Source organism: Paraburkholderia sp. BR10937, from assembly GCF_040965695.1.
Lineage (GTDB): Bacteria > Pseudomonadota > Gammaproteobacteria > Burkholderiales > Burkholderiaceae > Paraburkholderia.
The window spans coordinates 148,851-164,163 of record NZ_JBFRCL010000016.1 but is presented as its reverse complement, the minus strand read 5'-3'; the positions used below and the strand labels follow the sequence as shown (position 1 = coordinate 164,163).

Sequence of the window (15,313 nt, the reverse complement as noted above, 5' to 3'; positions counted from 1 at the left end):
CAGCCCGCAAATGATCATGTGCTTCATCGCGGAGAAGGTGCTCGGGTTGCCGAAGTCTTACTGAACCGTGCAAGGGGTATCGCGCCGCCTTGCGATCGAATGCCCGACCCAAGCCCGACCCACGCCCGATCCATGGACGTCAAACTCGTTGCCCGCACGCTCGACCTGTTCGAGCTCTTCGCCGCCGAACAGAGGCCGCTCGCGCTCGCCGAAATGGCGCGGCTTCTGGAGGTGCCGTCGTCGAGTTGCCTCGCGCTTGCCCGCACGCTCGTGAGCCGCGGCTATCTCTACGAAGTGCGCAAGCGGCGCGGCTACTATCCCACGCGGCGTCTGCAACTGCTCGCCAACGCGATCAATGCCGTCGATCCGGTGGTGCAAATGCTGCATCCCCGGCTTGTCGAGCTGCGCGACGCGACGGGAGAGACCATCGTGCTTGGCAAGATCCATGGCACGCAGGTCATCTATCTCGACGTGGTCGAATCGGCGAAGGCCGTGCGCTATGCCTGCGCGCCCGGGTCACTGCGTCCGTTGCATGCGAACTCGATTGGCAAGGTGATTTGCGGCGAACTCGATGCGTCGACGCGCGAAGCACTCTGCGCGAAGCTCCAATTCGAGCGATTCACGGCTGCCACGGTGGCCGACTGTGCCACGTTCATCGATCAGGTCGGCGCTGCACATGAGCGAGGCTGGTACGCGAATATCGGCGAGAGTGCGCCCGAGCTTTCGGCGGTGGCCGTCGCTCTCGATTTCGGCGGCGACCTGTACGGTCTCTCGATTGGCGGCCCGACCGAACGGATCCGCGAGCAGCTGAGCGAGCACGTGGCGACGCTGACCACGGCGAAGCAGCAGATTCTTTTGACCTGGCAAAAGAGTGAGGCGGACTGAGCGGCGGCGTTGCTCGTCGACGTTGCTATTCGAAGTACCCAGGGACCCGGCGTTTCACCTGTGCGCTAACCGTGCGTGTCGACCCACGCCCTTGCCCAGGCGATTCCCGCGTCCTGCGCTTCCTCCTCCGAATCGAACAGGTCGAGGACGCCGGAAGTGCAGATGAGCTTGTTACCCTGAATGATGGTCCCGCCACCCGCGTAGCGCTCCGGCGTCAGCAGCTCTGCCTGTTGCGCGATGGCGTGACCCCACAAATCGTAGCCTTTGTATGTCTCTCGTTCCATCTTTCTGGTGCCCGAAGACGGGAGCCGTTGCCTATCTCGTTCTCATCTTAACTTCTCTCATCGACGAGGGCATACCGCCAAGCGCCGTGGCGGCGGCGTGCGCTGCCGAATCGCCGGCCTGGCAAGGCATTCGACCTGTCGGCGTTGTTTAAGCTCGATTTAAGTGACGCTACGTACTCTTCGAAAGAATCCTTGAGTGAACAACGACTCGAGGCATCCAGAGACGCAAAGAGGTTGAAATGGTGTACTTGATTACCGACCTGAAGATGGTCGAAAGCTACGGCCGCATCAGGGCTGACTGCGGCAAGGATGCGCTGGAAGCGTTTGCGCTTAGCGAGGGCTTCCCCAACCTGATGGAGTTTGCTTCGGCCCAGCCCACGTTCGTCAACGACTTGATGGCTGTTCAACTGCAATAAGGAATACTGACGTGGCCATGACTTTGGGGCAGGCCCTCGTGCACGCTGAGCAGCTGGAAGTCTACGGGGTGATTTCCAAAACGGCGCAGGCGCTCATCCGGCTGAAGCAGGAGTACCGCGATGTCGTCGGCGCGGAAAAATACGAACAGATTATTGAGGAAGCGGGCCTGGCGCATCCGGACCCGAAGTGACCCTGGCGCCGGTCGCTACTTTTGCGACTCGAGCATGTCGAGGTTGGCTTGCGCGGTCTCCTCGGGATGCATCGAGCAGTAAGCGTCGAAGAGGGTCGAGCATAGTTGCGCGAGTGCCGCGAGATTCACTGCCTGGCCCGCATGTTCAACTTCCCCGGCGTTGAGTATGTCGTCAACGACGGGGGCGAGACGGCGCAGTCGCCGGAAAGTCTCCGCATCGATTTCCATTGCACTTCTCGTGTTCAAGCGCCAGGGCGCACTCGACAAACACTTACGGTATCACTTCAACGACGCGCCCGCAGAATGCGACTTCGGCAAAAGCTGAATACTCGACGTTGATCGTACCCTTTGGGGCGGTTCTGACGCGTTGCACAATCAAGACCAACGCCAGTCAGATTCGGTCGCAGCGTCAGCATGACGCTGAAGTGTCAGACCTTCCGATATGGCCCGATAACGGCCGCAAGATCGAACCCATGCACACCGGGTAGTTTATTGTGCAATGCACAGAAACAACGGCTTTTCAGCGGCCGACAAAGGGAATACCCTTAGAGAATTCCCCTATTGGAGGCTTGTGGTTGTGTCGACTCTTCTCGAGCAGGACGGGCTGGTAGCGACCTGGCGTCGGATGCACCCCAGCGCAGATTCCGGGGCGTGGGAATGCTGTGAACTCGACGGCCGCGGTGAAGCGGTGCCGTATCCTCAACCCTCGGCACGGCGCCAGATCGTTCTCACCGACGTGTACTGCCAGATCGCCGAGCAGATCGGTCACGTGGCCGCGATGTCGGTTGCTGTGGCGACGCCGTCATTTGGCATCCGCGTACCCGACGTCGTCTGGATGCCGCCTGAAAAGTGGGAAGGGTTTGACCGGGACGATCCCGTTCCGTTTGTGCCGGATCTGTGCGTCGAGGTGCTCCTCGACCGCAAGTATGCGCATGACATCGGCGCGCGAGTCAGGGCGTACCTGGAGGGCGGCGCCCAGGAGGTCATCGTCGTCGGCCAGCGCGGAGAGCTGCAATTCTGTGGCGCCAATGGACTGCGGCAAACTTCGCAGTTCGGCATCACGCTCACACTCGAGCGGATGTACTTCGAAGCGTTCGCTCCGTCTTCGCACTGATTCAAACGTGAGCGTCGGCCGACGCTCACCACTCCACCAGCAGTACTGACTAATCCAGCGCGAAATCCGCCGGGGCCTCCGGCTCCCTGGCGTAGCGGAACACGTTCAAATCGTCGTGCTCGATAGCGGGCTTTCTACCTGAAATCAGGTCGGCGAGTAGCTGCGCCGAACCACACGACATGGTCCAGCCAAGCGTGCCATGGCCCGTGTTCAGGAAGAGGTTGGGCACGGCGGTGCGGCCGACAATGGGCGTGCCGTCCGGCGTCATCGGCCGCAGCCCGGTCCAGAACGTCGCCTTCGATGTATCGCCGCCGCCCGGGAACAGGTCGTTCACGCACATTTCGAGTGTCTCGCGGCGGGCTTCGCGCAGTCGCTTGTCGAACCCGACGATTTCGGCCATGCCGCCCACGCGAATGCGTTTATCGAAACGCGTGATGGCGATCTTGTAGGTCTCGTCGAGGACAGTCGAGACAGGGGCGCGTGCCTCGTCCACGATAGGCGCCGTGATGGAATATCCCTTGAGCGGGTAGACCGGAATCTTGACGAGGCCTGACAGGAAGCTCGTCGAATACGAGCCAAACGCGACAACGAACGCGTCGGCGTGAATGAGCCTGGTTCCGTGGCGCACGCCGACGACCTTGCAGTCTTCGACGACGAGCGTATCGACGGTCGTGTTGTAGCGGAACGTTACGCCGGCCTCCGCGGCGAGAGCGGCAAGCCGGGTCGTGAACAGTTGGCAGTCGCCTGTCTCGTCGCCGGGCAAGCGAAGACCGCCGGTCAGTTTATGCGAGGCCGCGGCGAGGGCCGGTTCGGCCCGCGAGAGTTCGCCTGCAGTGAGCAACTCGTAGGGAACGTTCGCCTCTTTGAGCACCGCGATGTCCTTTGCCGCGCCGTCGAACTGCTGCTGCGTCCGGAAGACCTGCAGCGTGCCGCCGGTCCGTCCTTCGTACTGGATACCCGTTTCCGCGCGCAGCGCCATCAGGCAATCGCGGCTGTACTGCGCGAGCCGCACCATGCGGTTCTTGTTGATGGCGTAGCGCTCCGCCGTGCAGTTCTGCAGCATCTGCCACATCCACTGGAGCTGGAACTGCTTGTCCGCGTCATCCGGGCGGATGGCGAGCGGAGCATGCTTCTGGAACATCCATTTAACGGCTTTGAGCGGCACGCCAGGGGCCGCCCACGGCGCCGCGTATCCCGGAGAAATCTGCCCGGCGTTCGCGAAGCTCGTCTCTAGCGCGGGACCTTGCTCGCGGTCGATGACAGTGACTTCATGACCGGCGCGCGCCAGATAGTACGCGCTCGTCACGCCGACGACCCCGCTACCCAATACCAGAACTCGCATATCCTTCGTCTCCCCAGCCAGGAGGCCGCACATAGCTGACAAACGCTGCCGGGATTCGATCCGGCAGTCGATGATTGAATGCTAGCGACATGCGAGCAGTTTTCAATAATGTTTAGTTGGCCATTTCTGGTTGAAATAGCCATGCCGACTGGAGGAGGCCGGATGTTTTCAAACCGGCTTCACGGCTGAGGCATTGTTTGCGAAATACGCGAACAGTATTGGAAGGAATCGGGACAAAATAATCGATGTGTGCATATACACTCTAGCCCATCGATGTCGCGGTGAAGGAAGCAAGCTCCGCGGCTTCGCCCCTGTCACGTCGGACAAGCAGTGATCGACGCGACTTCCCATCATTCTTCGGGTCAATCATGTCCACGCTCTTTTCTGAAGTCAAAGTCGGGCCTTACACGTTCTCGCACCGGGTCGTTCTTGCACCGCTTACCCGCATGCGCGCCGAAAGCGGTGCGATTCCCGGCCCGCTGATGGCGGAGTATTACGCGCAACGCGTTTCGGCAGGCGGCTTCCTGATCGGCGAGGCCACCATCGCTGCGCCGAACGGCAACGGATACCTTGGTGCGCCTGGCCTGTATGACGATAGTCAGATTGCGGGCTGGAAGCGCGTGACCGATGCCGTGCACGCGAAAGGCGCGAAGATTTTCCTGCAGCTTTACCACGCCGGGCGCCAGTCGAACTCTGAGTTGCAACCGGACGGCGGGCGGCCTGTGGGTCCCTCGGAAGTGCTTCACGGCGGCGTCGCCTACACGGACGCCGGCTGGGTTCCGAATACGCCGAATCGCGCCCTGGAGACGGATGAAATCGCGGGTATCGTCGAGAGTTTTCGCGCTGCGGCGGCTCGCGGCGTCGCGGCCGGCTTCGACGGCGTCGAATTGCATGCCGCCAACGGCTATCTGTTCGACCAGTTCCTGCAGGACGGCAGCAACAAACGGACGGACGTCTATGGCGGTTCGTTCGAAAACCGCGCGCGCCTGTTGATGGAAACCACCCGTGCTGTGATTTCCGTGTGGGGAAGCGACAAGGTTGCCGTGCGCCTTGGGCCGAGCGGGTCATGGGGCGATATGTCGGATAGCGACCCTGTCGGCCTGTTCACGTATGTTGCGCGAGAACTCGCGAAGCTGGATCTCGCGTACCTGCACCTCATCGAACCCCGCATTCTCGGTAATGTCGAAAACGAGGCCGCCGATCCGGATCCGGTTGCTGCCCAGCTCATTCGCAAGCACTATGCGGGCACCATCATCGCGGCCGGCGGCTTCGACGGCGAAAAGGCCGAAGCGATTCTGCAGGCCGGCGATGCCGATCTGGTTGCATTCGGTCGTCACTTCATTGCGAATCCCGATCTTCCGGAGCGGCTCCGTCGCAAGCTGTCGCTCAACCCGTATGACCGCCCGACATTCTTTGGCGGCACACACATCGGTTACACGGACTACCCCTTCTATCGGTCGGAGGCACAAGCGATAGCCTGAACCAGGAGGCCGTCCAATTGCGTGAACTCGGCGCGATATTGGGCTCGTTTCGGGCAATTGGTTCGGCGCGTCTACGCCTATACTATCTTTCATGGAGCGAGACGTTGGCTTCATCCCAGGATTCCCCTCCTGCGGTCGAGTTGGACCATACCGTGTACCCGTTGCAGAACAGCAGTCCGGCAGTTGTCGTCGTAGGTGGCAGAGTTGAGCGGTTAATGTCGAAGCACCACGCTGTCAAATCAATGAGGAGTGCAGGGCAACTCGTAGTTGAAGTGCAGATTATCGTGCAGTTGAAGAGCAGGGCATCACGCAGTTGAAGTGCGGAACACCACGCAGTTGAAGTTCCGCGTCATCCAGGCATCATGTGATTGCAAGTCCAGGCCGCTTACATCGGAACGGGTGTGAGCGGCCGCTGCGCATCGGCCGGGGTGTCGTGTACCGAATGCTCGTTTCCGGCCGAACATTGATTCGCTGCGCCATTAGCGCTACCTTTACGTCTATCCTGGTCGTCGAGTTCCAATCAACGAGGGGAGAGTCGTTTCGTGAAGAGAGCGTGGGTTTTCCCTTGCGTCGTCGCCATGAGCGCGATCCTTGGCGGATGCGGCAAGGAGAGTTCGCGAAACGCCATCGAGGCGTCGGGCGCCTCCGCGAGCCAGGCGCCGGGTCAGCCAGCGCAGGGCGCAAGCGGTACTCCCGCCGCATCAGGCACGCAAGCGCCTGGCGCGCTGGGCACCGTCACCAAGGCACAGTTGCCGGGCGAAGCGGCCGAGACACTGCGGCTGATCAAGGCGGGCGGCCCCTTTCCTTTCGCGGACGACGGCGTCCTGTTCCGTAACACGGCGCAATTGCTGCCGAAGCATCCGCGCGGCTACTACCACACATACACGGTGCGCACCCCGGGCATGACGGATCGCGGGCAGCGCCGGATCGTATGCGGCGGACCGCGCAAGCAGACCAGCGACTGCTATTACACCGACGACTACTACGTCAGTTTCAAGCGCATTGCCGAATAAAGGCGACTCCTGATCCTCGTAGTCGACTACGCCTTGCGGCCTCTCGCCGCCACCTGCCGCCGTGCCCCGCCGTGGCTTAACGAAACACTCAACGCGTCGGCGTTTTAATTTGATGCCGGATTCGGGGCGCACGAGCAGGCCGCCGTGGTGGAAGCGGCGCGTGACGAAGATGGGCAGGCCGACGAAGGGTGCGCCATAGGCGCGAGCGATGATGTAGGTCGTCGGGGCCAGTTCGCAGACGTCGAACTCGACGTCGCGCACCATGCGGCGGAATGCGCCGATCTGCGGCTGGACCGTGACGAATTCGGCGTCCACGCCTTCGATGCGGATCGATCCGTTACGAATGGCCGAGGTATGCGGGTGTTCACCGACCGCAAGTTTGAGCCGCACTTTCTGAGCCAACATCCTTCTCCCTGAATTTTGCTGCCGGGGGCCCGGATTGGGGGGCGACGCCGGACGGAACACTTCGATGGAGAGAGAATATTTGACCTGACCAGGCGCGTCCTATACAAAAGGGAGATTCGATGGCACTTTTTGCAGCTCGATAGCGGTCGGCAGGCGGGGCATTGGCGTTTTCCCGCACGCCTCGTCATGCGTCCTTGCCGGCCCACCGTTCGATTCCTCGCAGGGTCCTGGGTGTGCCCGCGCCCGGGTCGTCCAAACCGTCATGGTGCGGGCGCCTGGGAAATCAATCGGATAACTAAGCATTTCGAGGCATAGGCGCATGCCGCATTGCGGCAACGAAATCGAATCGCCCCCGTTTTTTTGTCAGCATTTCTGCGCCGTTCCCCTTAAAATTGCCTGATCCTGCTGTACCGGAGCACTACCATGGAACGAAAGAAAGCTGAACACATCCTGCTCGAAGCCGACGAGATCGCCGCCCTGGTTCTCAACGGCTTCGACATGACGATGGAAACCGGCGCCGGGCGCGCGCTCTACGAGCGCACGTTTAACGCCTATATCCACAACGAAATCGGCGACTTGCCCGTTGGGGAGCTGTACGACGCCTTGAACGGCTCGCCCGAGGCCTTTACCGCCATCACGCCGCATTAAGCCGGCGACCACCCGGATAACCCACCCACGAGCCACGCTGCGAATGCGCAAGACCTCGCAGCATGGCCTCCTCTCGTCGTTACGCGTTCACTTCACGTCGAACGAGTAATGGCCGGTCGTGCGATGCCCATCGGCGGCGACCGCGACCCACACCACCGAATACTTGCCAGGCGTCAGCGCGTTCAGCGCAACCGACATGCGCTTGTTGTTGCCCGCATCGACCTTGGCCTTCTCATGGATGACGGATTTGCCCTGCGCGTCGGTCACGTCGATGGAACTGAAGGCGGGCTCGAGCCCATCGTCGAAGTCGATCACGACCGCGTTGAGCGTGGCCGGCGCGGTCGATCCCGCGGGCGGTTCCTGATGTTTCGGATAGGCGTGCGCCCACGCGAGGTGGGCGGCGAGCAGCGCGATCGAAGCGACGGCCGTGCGCAAAGTAACGAGTTTCATGGCGAAATTCCTGTGTGAAGGTGCGGGCTTACTGGAACAGCGGCTTGCCGATCGTGCGCGGCGCGACATCGTCGAAGAAGATGTGCACCTGCGCGAGGATGCCGACGTGCGAGCCGCTCGCCCGGTTGATCGGGATCTGCGCTTCGATGCCGAGCTGGCCGTAACGGTTCATCCAGATGAAGCCGGGGTTGACGGTCCCGGTCGTTTGTCCCTGGCTGCGCGAGAGGGGCACTTCGACCAGCGGGATGAGGTTGGAAAACGGCTGCGGCAAGCCGAGGTCGTGCACGTGCTGTTGCAGGTAGGGCAGGCTGTACTGGAACGTGAAGCCGTAGTCGAACGAGTTCGGCTGGCCGACGCCGGTCGTGAACGACGGTCCCGCTTCGCCCGTGATGGCGATGGGCCGCAGCCAGGCGAGCGAGTCGGGCAGATCGCCCATGCCCTTGCCGGCGAAGACCGTGGGCGAGATCGTCGAGAAGTTGTCGGCGATCGCGCGGCTGCCCGTGCCGCCGAATTCGGCGTTCACGCCGACCGAGGTCATGAATTCATGCGCGTCGTTCACGTAGAGCAGGTACTTGAGCCCCACGCCGAAGTTGTCGAAGCCGCGTGCGGTCGGGTTGTTCTGCATGACGTAGCCGCCGTCTACCGAGAATGCGAGCCGCGGCGTGATGAGCTTGTCGTACTCGAAGCTGAAGGTGTTGATGCTCTGGTCGCCGGCGTCGCCCGGCACGCGCTGATGCCCGAATTCGAGGTTGGCTTCGTCTCCGACGCCGGGGTCGTCGACGGAGAGCGTGGAGGGGAACACGCGGTCGCCCGCGATGGCGTGAGCATGGGCCGCGCACGGTCCGAGCAGCAGCGCGCAGCCGAGGAGCCGACTGAGCGCGCGAAGGTTGGCAAGAACGCCCGGCGCCATGCGGCTGGAAGGCGATAGGTCAGACATGAGTTGTCCTGTCGAGGAGCGAGGCACGCGCGCGAGCTTCGGCGGCGCGCGGGCAGGCCCGGCGACACGCTGGGCGCGTCGGCCGGGATTGGCATGGTCGATCGAGTCAGGACAGGGGTGGGGCGCGTGCCTGGATGTGGCCTGCGGGCGCGAGGAGGCGAACGCTCTCGAACTGCGCCGCGATGCGCGCCTGCACGAGCCGGCCGACGACGAACAGCGCCACGGGTACGCCGGACACGACGGGCAGGTGCGCGAAGAAGCTGCAATAGCCGCAGTCCTGCATGTCGTCCGACGTTGCGTTCGTGGCGTGCGTGCCCGTCGTGCCGCGCGCGCCGTGCACGTGGTGCTCCATCGAAGGCATGCCGCAGGGCGCGCGTTGCACCGTGCCGGGCGCCATCTGCATGGCCTGGGCGGCAAGCAGGTGCGAAACCACGGGCGCGAGCGTCGCCATGAGGAGCGCAAGCGTCCCCAGTAGACTGCCCAGCCTGAGATGGAATCGGCGCACGGCGTGAAGTGGCGGAAATATTGCAGGGATTATGCCACGCGGCCTGCACCCCCCGCCGCGCCGCTTACGGCAGCGCCGCCCGTCAAAGCGTCGCGGCGGCGCACGTGGCGTGCGAGGCCGCGATCGAGCCCGCGCGAGGCGGGCATGCAGCCGGCATGAAGCGATCAGCCGCGCAGGCCGACCGTGTGCCGCAATTCCTGGTAGCTGCGCAAGCCCGCGACGCCCAGTTCGCGGCCGATGCCGCTCAGGCCGAAGCCGCCCCAGCACACTTGCGGAAAGATCAGTTGCGGGGTGTTGACCCAGACGAGCCCGGCGCGCAGCTGCGCCTTGTAGCGTCGTGCGGACTTGTCGTCGCTCGTCACGACCGTGGCGACCAGCCCGTAACGCGTATCGTTGGCGAGGGCGATTGCTTCGTCATCCGAACGGAATGATTTCACGCACGCGACCGGCCCGAAGATCTCGTCGGTCCACAGCACGTTGTCCGCCGCGGGCTCCGCGATAACGACTGGCGCCATGAAGAAGCCATTGGCGCAGGCGGGATCGAGCTGGCCCGCGAACGCGATCTGGGCGCCCGCTTCGACGCCTCGCGCCACGAGCGCGGCCACGCGCGCGTGCTGTGCCGCGCTGATGAGCGGTCCCATCGCCGCGTCGGCGCCCTGAGGCGGCGCGACCACGACGGCTCGTACCGCGGTTTCGAACGCGGCCATGAACTTGCGATACACGTTGTCGTGCACGAGGATGCGCGCAGTGGCCGAGCAGATCTGCCCGGCGTTGGTGAACGCGCCGCCCACCGCGAGCGAGACGGCCTGCGCCACGTCGGCGTCTTCGCGCACGATCAGCGCGGACTTGCCGCCCAGTTCGAGCGTGAGGCGCTTCATGTCCTGCGCGGCGGCCTGCATGACCTTGCGGCCCGACGCCGTGCTGCCGGTAAACGAGATCTTGTCGACGAGCGGATGCGTCGTCAGCCAGGCGCCGACTTCGCCGCCGCCGTTGACCACGTTCACGACGCCATCGGGCACGCCGGCTTCGCTCACGATTGCGGCAAGCATGTGCTCGGTGGGCGAGGTGAATTCCGAAGGCTTGATGACGACCGTGCAGCCCGCAGCCAACGCGGGAGCGAGTTTCCATGCCGTCGTGACCATCGGGAAATTCCACGGCACGATCAGCGCTGCGACGCCCACCGGTTCGTGCATGCGTTCGGCCAGCAGCGCATCGTCCGGCAGCGCGACCGGTTCGGCGGCGAACACCGACGCGTCTTCGCACAGGCCCGCGTAATAGTTGAACGTCGCGATGGCGTCGCTCACGTCGAGGTCCGCTTCGAACGGCGGCTTGCCGCTCACCTGCATCTGCATGGCAGCGAGGCGTGCGCGGTCGGCTTCCAGCAACTCGGCGATCTTGCGCAGCAGCTTGCCGCGCGCGGCGGGCGTCGTGTGCCGCCACGCGATGAGCGCATCGTGCGCGGCGTGCACGGCGCGATCGACCATCCCGGCTGTGGCGTGCTCCTGCCAGCCGATCGTTGCACCCGTGGCCGCATTGCAGATGCGCGTGCACACTTCGTTGTCCGCCGCGCAAAAGGTTGCACCCGCAATCGTGGCGGCGGGCAGCACAAAGGCCTCGCCGTCGATCCGACGTTCGGCGATTTGACGTTTATTATTCGTAGCCATGATGTGTCTCCTCGCGCCCTAGCGGTAAGCCACGCCGGGCATGATGCAAAGCATTTCGAAGGCCAGATTCGCGCCCACGAGCGCGGTCGTGCCGGCCTGGTCGTACGGCGGCGAGACTTCGACGAGATCGGCGCCCACCACGTTGAGCCCCTTCATGCCGCGCACGATCTCGAGGCCCTGGTGCACGGTCAGTCCGCCCACCTCGGGCGTGCCGGTGCCGGGCGCGAAGGCGGGATCGAGCCCGTCGATATCGAAGCTCAGGTACACGGGCGTGTCGCCCACGCGCTCGCGCACCTCTTCCATGAGCGGCGCGAGCGAGCGGTTCCAGCAGGCCTCGGCCTGCACGACGGTGAAACCCTGTTTGCGGCACCAGTCGAAATCTTCGGCGTGATAGCCGGTGCCGCGCAGGCCGATTTGCGTGACCTTGTCGCATTGCAGGAGGCCATCCTCGACGGCGCGGCGAAACGGCGTGCCGTGCGCGATCTTTTCGCCGAACATGGTGTCGTTGACGTCGGCGTGAGCGTCGATGTGGACGACGGCGACCTTGCCGTATTTCTTGTGCAGTGCGCGCAGGATCGGCCATGCGATCGTGTGGTCGCCGCCGAGCGTGATCGGGCGGCAGCCTGTTTCGACGATGCGGTCGTAGGCCGCTTCGATCAGACGAATCGAATCCTTCAGGTCATACGGATTCGTTGCGACGTCACCGATATCGGCCACCTGCAGCGAATCGAACGGCGCCGCGCGCGTGGCCATGTTGTACGGCCGCAGCAGCACCGATTCCGAGCGGATCTGGCGCGGACCGAAGCGCGTGCCGGAGCGATTCGAGGTGCCGATATCGAGCGGCACGCCCACGAAGCAGACGTCGAGGCCCTCGGTGGTCTCTGCCTGCGGCAGGCGCATCATGGTGGCGATGCCGCCGAACCGCGGCATCTCGTTGCCGCCCAGCGGCTGGTTGAACTGGCGCTCCATCTGGTGTGTCTCCGGTCGTTAGAGTCAAATCGATCGGGCGATGGTAGGGGAGATCCCGCGCGGCCAAATATGGAAGTTGGGATGTTTACATCGATGGAAATCGATGTATGTGGGTCCTTAACAGGCTAAACCTCGCGACTAAGCAGTCTGCTTAAACGGCCGCGTGACCCCAGGCGATCAGTTCGCGCTTGGTGCGCACGCCCAGCTTCGCGAAGGCGCGTTTCACGTACGACTCGGCGGTAGCCACCTGCACGCCGAGGATCTGCGCGGCTTCGGGCACGGTCTTGCCCGTAACGAGGTGCGCACAGGTTTCGTATTCGCGCCTGGACAGGCGCACGTTGTCTGCCGCAATGCGCGCGTCGAACTGCGCGAGCGGATGCATGAACGGCGCCGCGTGGGCGATGCGCCGGGCCGCGCTCGTGGAGGCGTGCAGTTCGAGCAGCGGAAACAGAAACTCGCTCACGCTGCGAAAACGGTTCATTTCCACGAGCGTAAACGGCGGTTCGCGCAACCCGCGTTCGAGCGCGATGGAGTCCTGCGCGTGGCGTGTGCCGCGCGCGAGCACGCATTCGTGGGCGATGCGCGCTTCGTCGAAGAGCCGCTGGCGGAATTCACCCGGCGGTATCGCACCGATGTCGCGCACCACCAGCATCGTGCCGAGCTTGCCGCGAATGCCGGCGAACAGCGGATCGCTTTCGTAGAAGCGGTCGTAATACAGGGTCATCACGTCCGAGATCGCGCCCGAATCCATTCCGACCCCGCCACTGCCGATCCATTCGCAACGAAAGCCCGTGGGCATCGTGCTGTCCGCGCGCGAGCGTTCGATATGCACGACATTGACGGGCACGACCTCGTTGAGCAGCAGCGTGAGACGCGGCACGAAATCGGGCGTACCGACGGCCTCGATCACGTTGCCGAGGGTCTTGAACGAGAGCGGAAAGTTCGGTTGATCGCGGTTGAGCGGAGGGACGTTGAGCAGCATGGCGCGCCCATTCGTAATGGCTGATTCATTATAGCCGAAGGCTATCGGCCGCCAAAAATGCCCAAATCGGCCGGCAAAACACCGCTTGCCCCCCCTGAGGGGGGGCATACCGCAACCGCGCCAGTCGGTAACTTTGGCGTCACTCAATCAAACAACTGGAAGTGACGCAAATGAGCAAACTGATTCAGGATATCGTGCCGCTGGGCGCTGGCATCGGCGAATTCACCAAGCTGGAATACGGCATGGACGAAAGCGACTGGCGCGCCACGGTCGGCAAGAACAACAACTACGTGATCGGCTGGTGGGAAGGCAAGGTCGGCGCGGTGGATTTCCCGGCCACGACCGCCGACGAAGCGGTATGGCTCGTGGAAGGCAAGATCGCGCTGACCGACGCGAACGGCGCCCGCAAGGAATTCACGGCGGGCCAGGGCTACCTCCTGCCCGCCGGCTTTGCAGGCCGCTGGGAAACCGTCGAGGATGCGAAGAAGTTCTACGTCGTGCTCGAACAGGCCTAAGGACCATGGCGAGCCGCTTTCCACGGGAGCCGGCTCTGTTTCTCTCGTTCCGTGCAGTGAAGCCAATCATGAGTACCCCTGCAGAAGTTGAAGTCGAATCGCGCCCGGGCGTCACGCTCGGCGTGCAAGAGGCGCTTTCGCGCACACGCTTCTTTCCGTACTGGCTCGACAACCCCGCCGAGCCGCCGACCGAACCCAGGCTCACCGCCAACGTCGAGGCCGACCTGCTGATCGTCGGCGGCGGCTTCACGGGGCTCTGGGCCGCCGTGCAGGCCAGTGAGCAGATGCCCCATCTGAACGTGGTGCTGATCGAGGCGGGCAAAGTCGCGCACGGAGCGTCGGGCCGCGCGGGCGGCATCATCTCGACTTCGGTGATGCATGGATTGCCCAATGCTGTACGGGTATTCCCCAACGATATCGCGCAGCTCGAAGCATTCGGCCATCACAACCTCGACGGCTTCGAGGAAACGCTCAAGCGCTACAACATCGACGCCGACATCGAATGGAACGGCGAAATGACCGTGGCGGTCGATCCGGAGCATATCGAGCACTTGCGCGGCGACTACGAGCTGCACAAACGCTACGGGCACGATGTCGTGCTGCTCGACGGCAAAGCGACGCGCGAGCAACTCGATTCGCCGTTGTTCGCCGGCGCGCTGTGGTCGCGCAATCGAAGCGGCATCGTGCATCCGGCCAAGCTCGCGTGGGGCCTCAAGCGCGCGGCGCTTTCGCTCGGCGTGAAGCTCTACGAGCACACGCCGCTCATCGATGTCATCGACGAAGGCCAGACTGTTTACGTGAAGACGCCCGAAGGCAGCGTGCGCGCGCCGCGCGTGGTGTTCGGCAGCGGTACGGCGAAGGTCGGCATTCCCGATATCAACCGGCGCGTGCTGCAAGTGCGCGACCACGTGCTCGCCACCGAACCGCTCACCGAAGAACAGCTTGCGCGTATCGGCTGGAAGAATCGCCAGGGCATTTACGACACGCGCACGCAGCTCAATTACTTCCGCCTCACGAAGAACAACAACATCATCTTCGGCGGGCTCGTGAGCTATCACTTCGACGGCGATCCGAATCCTCCGCAGGACCAGAAGGCCGAGACCTACTATCGGCTCGCGCAGGCGTTTTACCGCACTTTCCCGCAGCTTGCGGACGTGCGCTTCTCGCATGCGTGGGGCGGCCCGATCGACTACTGCTCGCGCGGCTCCGTGTTCGCGAAGCGCTATCTGAACGACAAGGCCGTCTTCGTAGCGGGTTACACGGGCTTTGGCGTGGCGGCGAGCCGCTTCGGCGCGTTCATGGGCCTGAATATCCTGTTCGACCGCAACAGCCCCGAGCGCGCGCTCGATATCGCCAACCAGAGCCCGACCTATATCCCACCGGAGCCGGTGCGCTGGCTGGCCGCCAAGGTGACGTTCCATGCGTTCGACGGCGCCGACGCCGAAGGCGGCTGGAAGCGCGCGTGGATCAAGGGAATCAAGGCGATGGGCTTTCCGATGTGAGGGATGAGCG

General features: G+C 63.4%; 18 protein-coding genes and 1 pseudogene. 9 read left to right on the top strand and 10 right to left on the bottom strand.

Going from position 1 to position 15,313, the window contains the following annotated elements; all coding sequences use genetic code 11:
- Positions 1-132: 132 nt before the first annotated feature.
- Positions 133-885, top strand: a complete 753-nt coding sequence (locus AB4Y44_RS15885) for an IclR family transcriptional regulator (RefSeq protein ID WP_342918609.1) — start codon at positions 133-135, stop codon at positions 883-885.
- A gap of 65 nt (positions 886-950) precedes the next feature.
- Here AB4Y44_RS15885 and AB4Y44_RS15880 read toward each other — a convergent pair whose 3' ends face one another.
- Entirely contained in the window at positions 951-1,169 is a 219-nt protein-coding gene (locus AB4Y44_RS15880) for a hypothetical protein (RefSeq protein ID WP_342918610.1), read from the bottom strand.
- 239 nt (positions 1,170-1,408) lie between these two features.
- Here AB4Y44_RS15880 and AB4Y44_RS15875 point away from each other — a divergent pair, with 239 nt between their 5' ends.
- Positions 1,409-1,585, top strand: a complete 177-nt coding sequence (locus AB4Y44_RS15875; RefSeq protein ID WP_368700134.1) for a hypothetical protein — start codon at positions 1,409-1,411, stop codon at positions 1,583-1,585.
- Positions 1,586-1,596: 11 nt separating this feature from the next.
- Positions 1,597-1,776, top strand: coding sequence for a hypothetical protein (locus AB4Y44_RS15870; RefSeq protein WP_342918875.1), 180 nt, complete (start codon positions 1,597-1,599; stop codon positions 1,774-1,776).
- A 15-nt stretch (positions 1,777-1,791) separates the two neighbouring features.
- On the opposite strand, the gene AB4Y44_RS15865 is transcribed toward AB4Y44_RS15870, so the two are convergent.
- The gene (locus tag AB4Y44_RS15865) at positions 1,792-2,004 is read right to left on the bottom strand and encodes a hypothetical protein (protein WP_342918612.1); all 213 of its coding nucleotides are present in this window, start codon (positions 2,002-2,004) and stop codon (positions 1,792-1,794) included.
- A gap of 349 nt (positions 2,005-2,353) precedes the next feature.
- Here AB4Y44_RS15865 and AB4Y44_RS15860 point away from each other — a divergent pair, with 349 nt between their 5' ends.
- Positions 2,354-2,890, top strand: coding sequence for a Uma2 family endonuclease (locus AB4Y44_RS15860; protein ID WP_342918613.1), 537 nt, complete (start codon positions 2,354-2,356; stop codon positions 2,888-2,890).
- A gap of 49 nt (positions 2,891-2,939) precedes the next feature.
- Here the strand turns inward: AB4Y44_RS15860 and AB4Y44_RS15855 are convergent, their stop codons facing one another.
- Complete coding sequence (locus tag AB4Y44_RS15855; RefSeq protein ID WP_342918614.1) at positions 2,940-4,274, bottom strand: D-amino acid dehydrogenase; 1,335 nt, start codon at positions 4,272-4,274, stop codon at positions 2,940-2,942.
- Between the two features lie 326 nt (positions 4,275-4,600).
- On the opposite strand from AB4Y44_RS15855, the gene AB4Y44_RS15850 reads away from it, so the two are divergent.
- Positions 4,601-5,713 carry an alkene reductase gene (locus AB4Y44_RS15850; RefSeq protein WP_368700142.1) on the top strand — a complete coding sequence of 371 codons (1,113 nt, stop codon included), beginning with the start codon at positions 4,601-4,603 and terminating at the stop codon, positions 5,711-5,713.
- A 542-nt stretch (positions 5,714-6,255) separates the two neighbouring features.
- The gene (locus AB4Y44_RS15845) at positions 6,256-6,726 is read left to right on the top strand and encodes a ribonuclease domain-containing protein (RefSeq protein ID WP_342918853.1); all 471 of its coding nucleotides are present in this window, start codon (positions 6,256-6,258) and stop codon (positions 6,724-6,726) included.
- A 108-nt stretch (positions 6,727-6,834) separates the two neighbouring features.
- On the opposite strand, the pseudogene AB4Y44_RS15840 reads toward AB4Y44_RS15845, so the two are convergent.
- A pseudogene (locus AB4Y44_RS15840) lies at positions 6,835-7,131 on the bottom strand (ABC transporter substrate-binding protein); the annotation flags it as partial.
- A 423-nt stretch (positions 7,132-7,554) separates the two neighbouring features.
- Between AB4Y44_RS15840 and AB4Y44_RS15835 the strand changes: the two are divergent.
- On the top strand, positions 7,555-7,779 hold the full coding sequence (locus tag AB4Y44_RS15835; RefSeq protein ID WP_342918615.1) for a hypothetical protein: 225 nt from the start codon (positions 7,555-7,557) through the stop codon (positions 7,777-7,779).
- An 87-nt stretch (positions 7,780-7,866) separates the two neighbouring features.
- Here the strand turns inward: AB4Y44_RS15835 and AB4Y44_RS15830 are convergent, their stop codons facing one another.
- The 6 genes from AB4Y44_RS15830 to AB4Y44_RS15805 all read right to left on the bottom strand — a co-directional run bounded on the left by AB4Y44_RS15830 (position 7,867) and on the right by AB4Y44_RS15805 (position 13,286).
- Positions 7,867-8,229 carry a copper resistance protein CopC gene (locus AB4Y44_RS15830; protein WP_342918616.1) on the bottom strand — a complete coding sequence of 121 codons (363 nt, stop codon included), beginning with the start codon at positions 8,227-8,229 and terminating at the stop codon, positions 7,867-7,869.
- Positions 8,230-8,257: 28 nt separating this feature from the next.
- Positions 8,258-9,139: a hypothetical protein gene (locus tag AB4Y44_RS15825; protein WP_368700141.1), complete on the bottom strand. Its 882-nt coding sequence runs from the start codon at positions 9,137-9,139 to the stop codon at positions 8,258-8,260.
- Between the two features lie 133 nt (positions 9,140-9,272).
- Positions 9,273-9,671 carry a DUF2946 domain-containing protein gene (locus AB4Y44_RS15820; RefSeq protein WP_342918617.1) on the bottom strand — a complete coding sequence of 133 codons (399 nt, stop codon included), beginning with the start codon at positions 9,669-9,671 and terminating at the stop codon, positions 9,273-9,275.
- Between the two features lie 164 nt (positions 9,672-9,835).
- Entirely contained in the window at positions 9,836-11,335 is a 1,500-nt protein-coding gene (locus AB4Y44_RS15815; RefSeq protein WP_368700133.1) for an aldehyde dehydrogenase family protein, read from the bottom strand.
- Positions 11,336-11,353: 18 nt separating this feature from the next.
- On the bottom strand, positions 11,354-12,304 hold the full coding sequence (speB, locus tag AB4Y44_RS15810) for an agmatinase (RefSeq protein WP_342918618.1): 951 nt from the start codon (positions 12,302-12,304) through the stop codon (positions 11,354-11,356).
- Positions 12,305-12,455: 151 nt separating this feature from the next.
- Positions 12,456-13,286 (bottom strand): helix-turn-helix transcriptional regulator, encoded by an 831-nt coding sequence (locus AB4Y44_RS15805; protein WP_342918619.1) that lies wholly within the window; start codon positions 13,284-13,286, stop codon positions 12,456-12,458.
- Positions 13,287-13,456: 170 nt separating this feature from the next.
- Here AB4Y44_RS15805 and AB4Y44_RS15800 point away from each other — a divergent pair, with 170 nt between their 5' ends.
- Both AB4Y44_RS15800 and AB4Y44_RS15795 read left to right on the top strand, forming a co-directional pair.
- Positions 13,457-13,801 carry a cupin domain-containing protein gene (locus AB4Y44_RS15800; RefSeq protein ID WP_342918620.1) on the top strand — a complete coding sequence of 115 codons (345 nt, stop codon included), beginning with the start codon at positions 13,457-13,459 and terminating at the stop codon, positions 13,799-13,801.
- Between the two features lie 68 nt (positions 13,802-13,869).
- The gene (locus AB4Y44_RS15795; protein ID WP_368700132.1) at positions 13,870-15,303 is read left to right on the top strand and encodes an NAD(P)/FAD-dependent oxidoreductase; all 1,434 of its coding nucleotides are present in this window, start codon (positions 13,870-13,872) and stop codon (positions 15,301-15,303) included.
- Positions 15,304-15,313 lie beyond the last annotated feature (10 nt).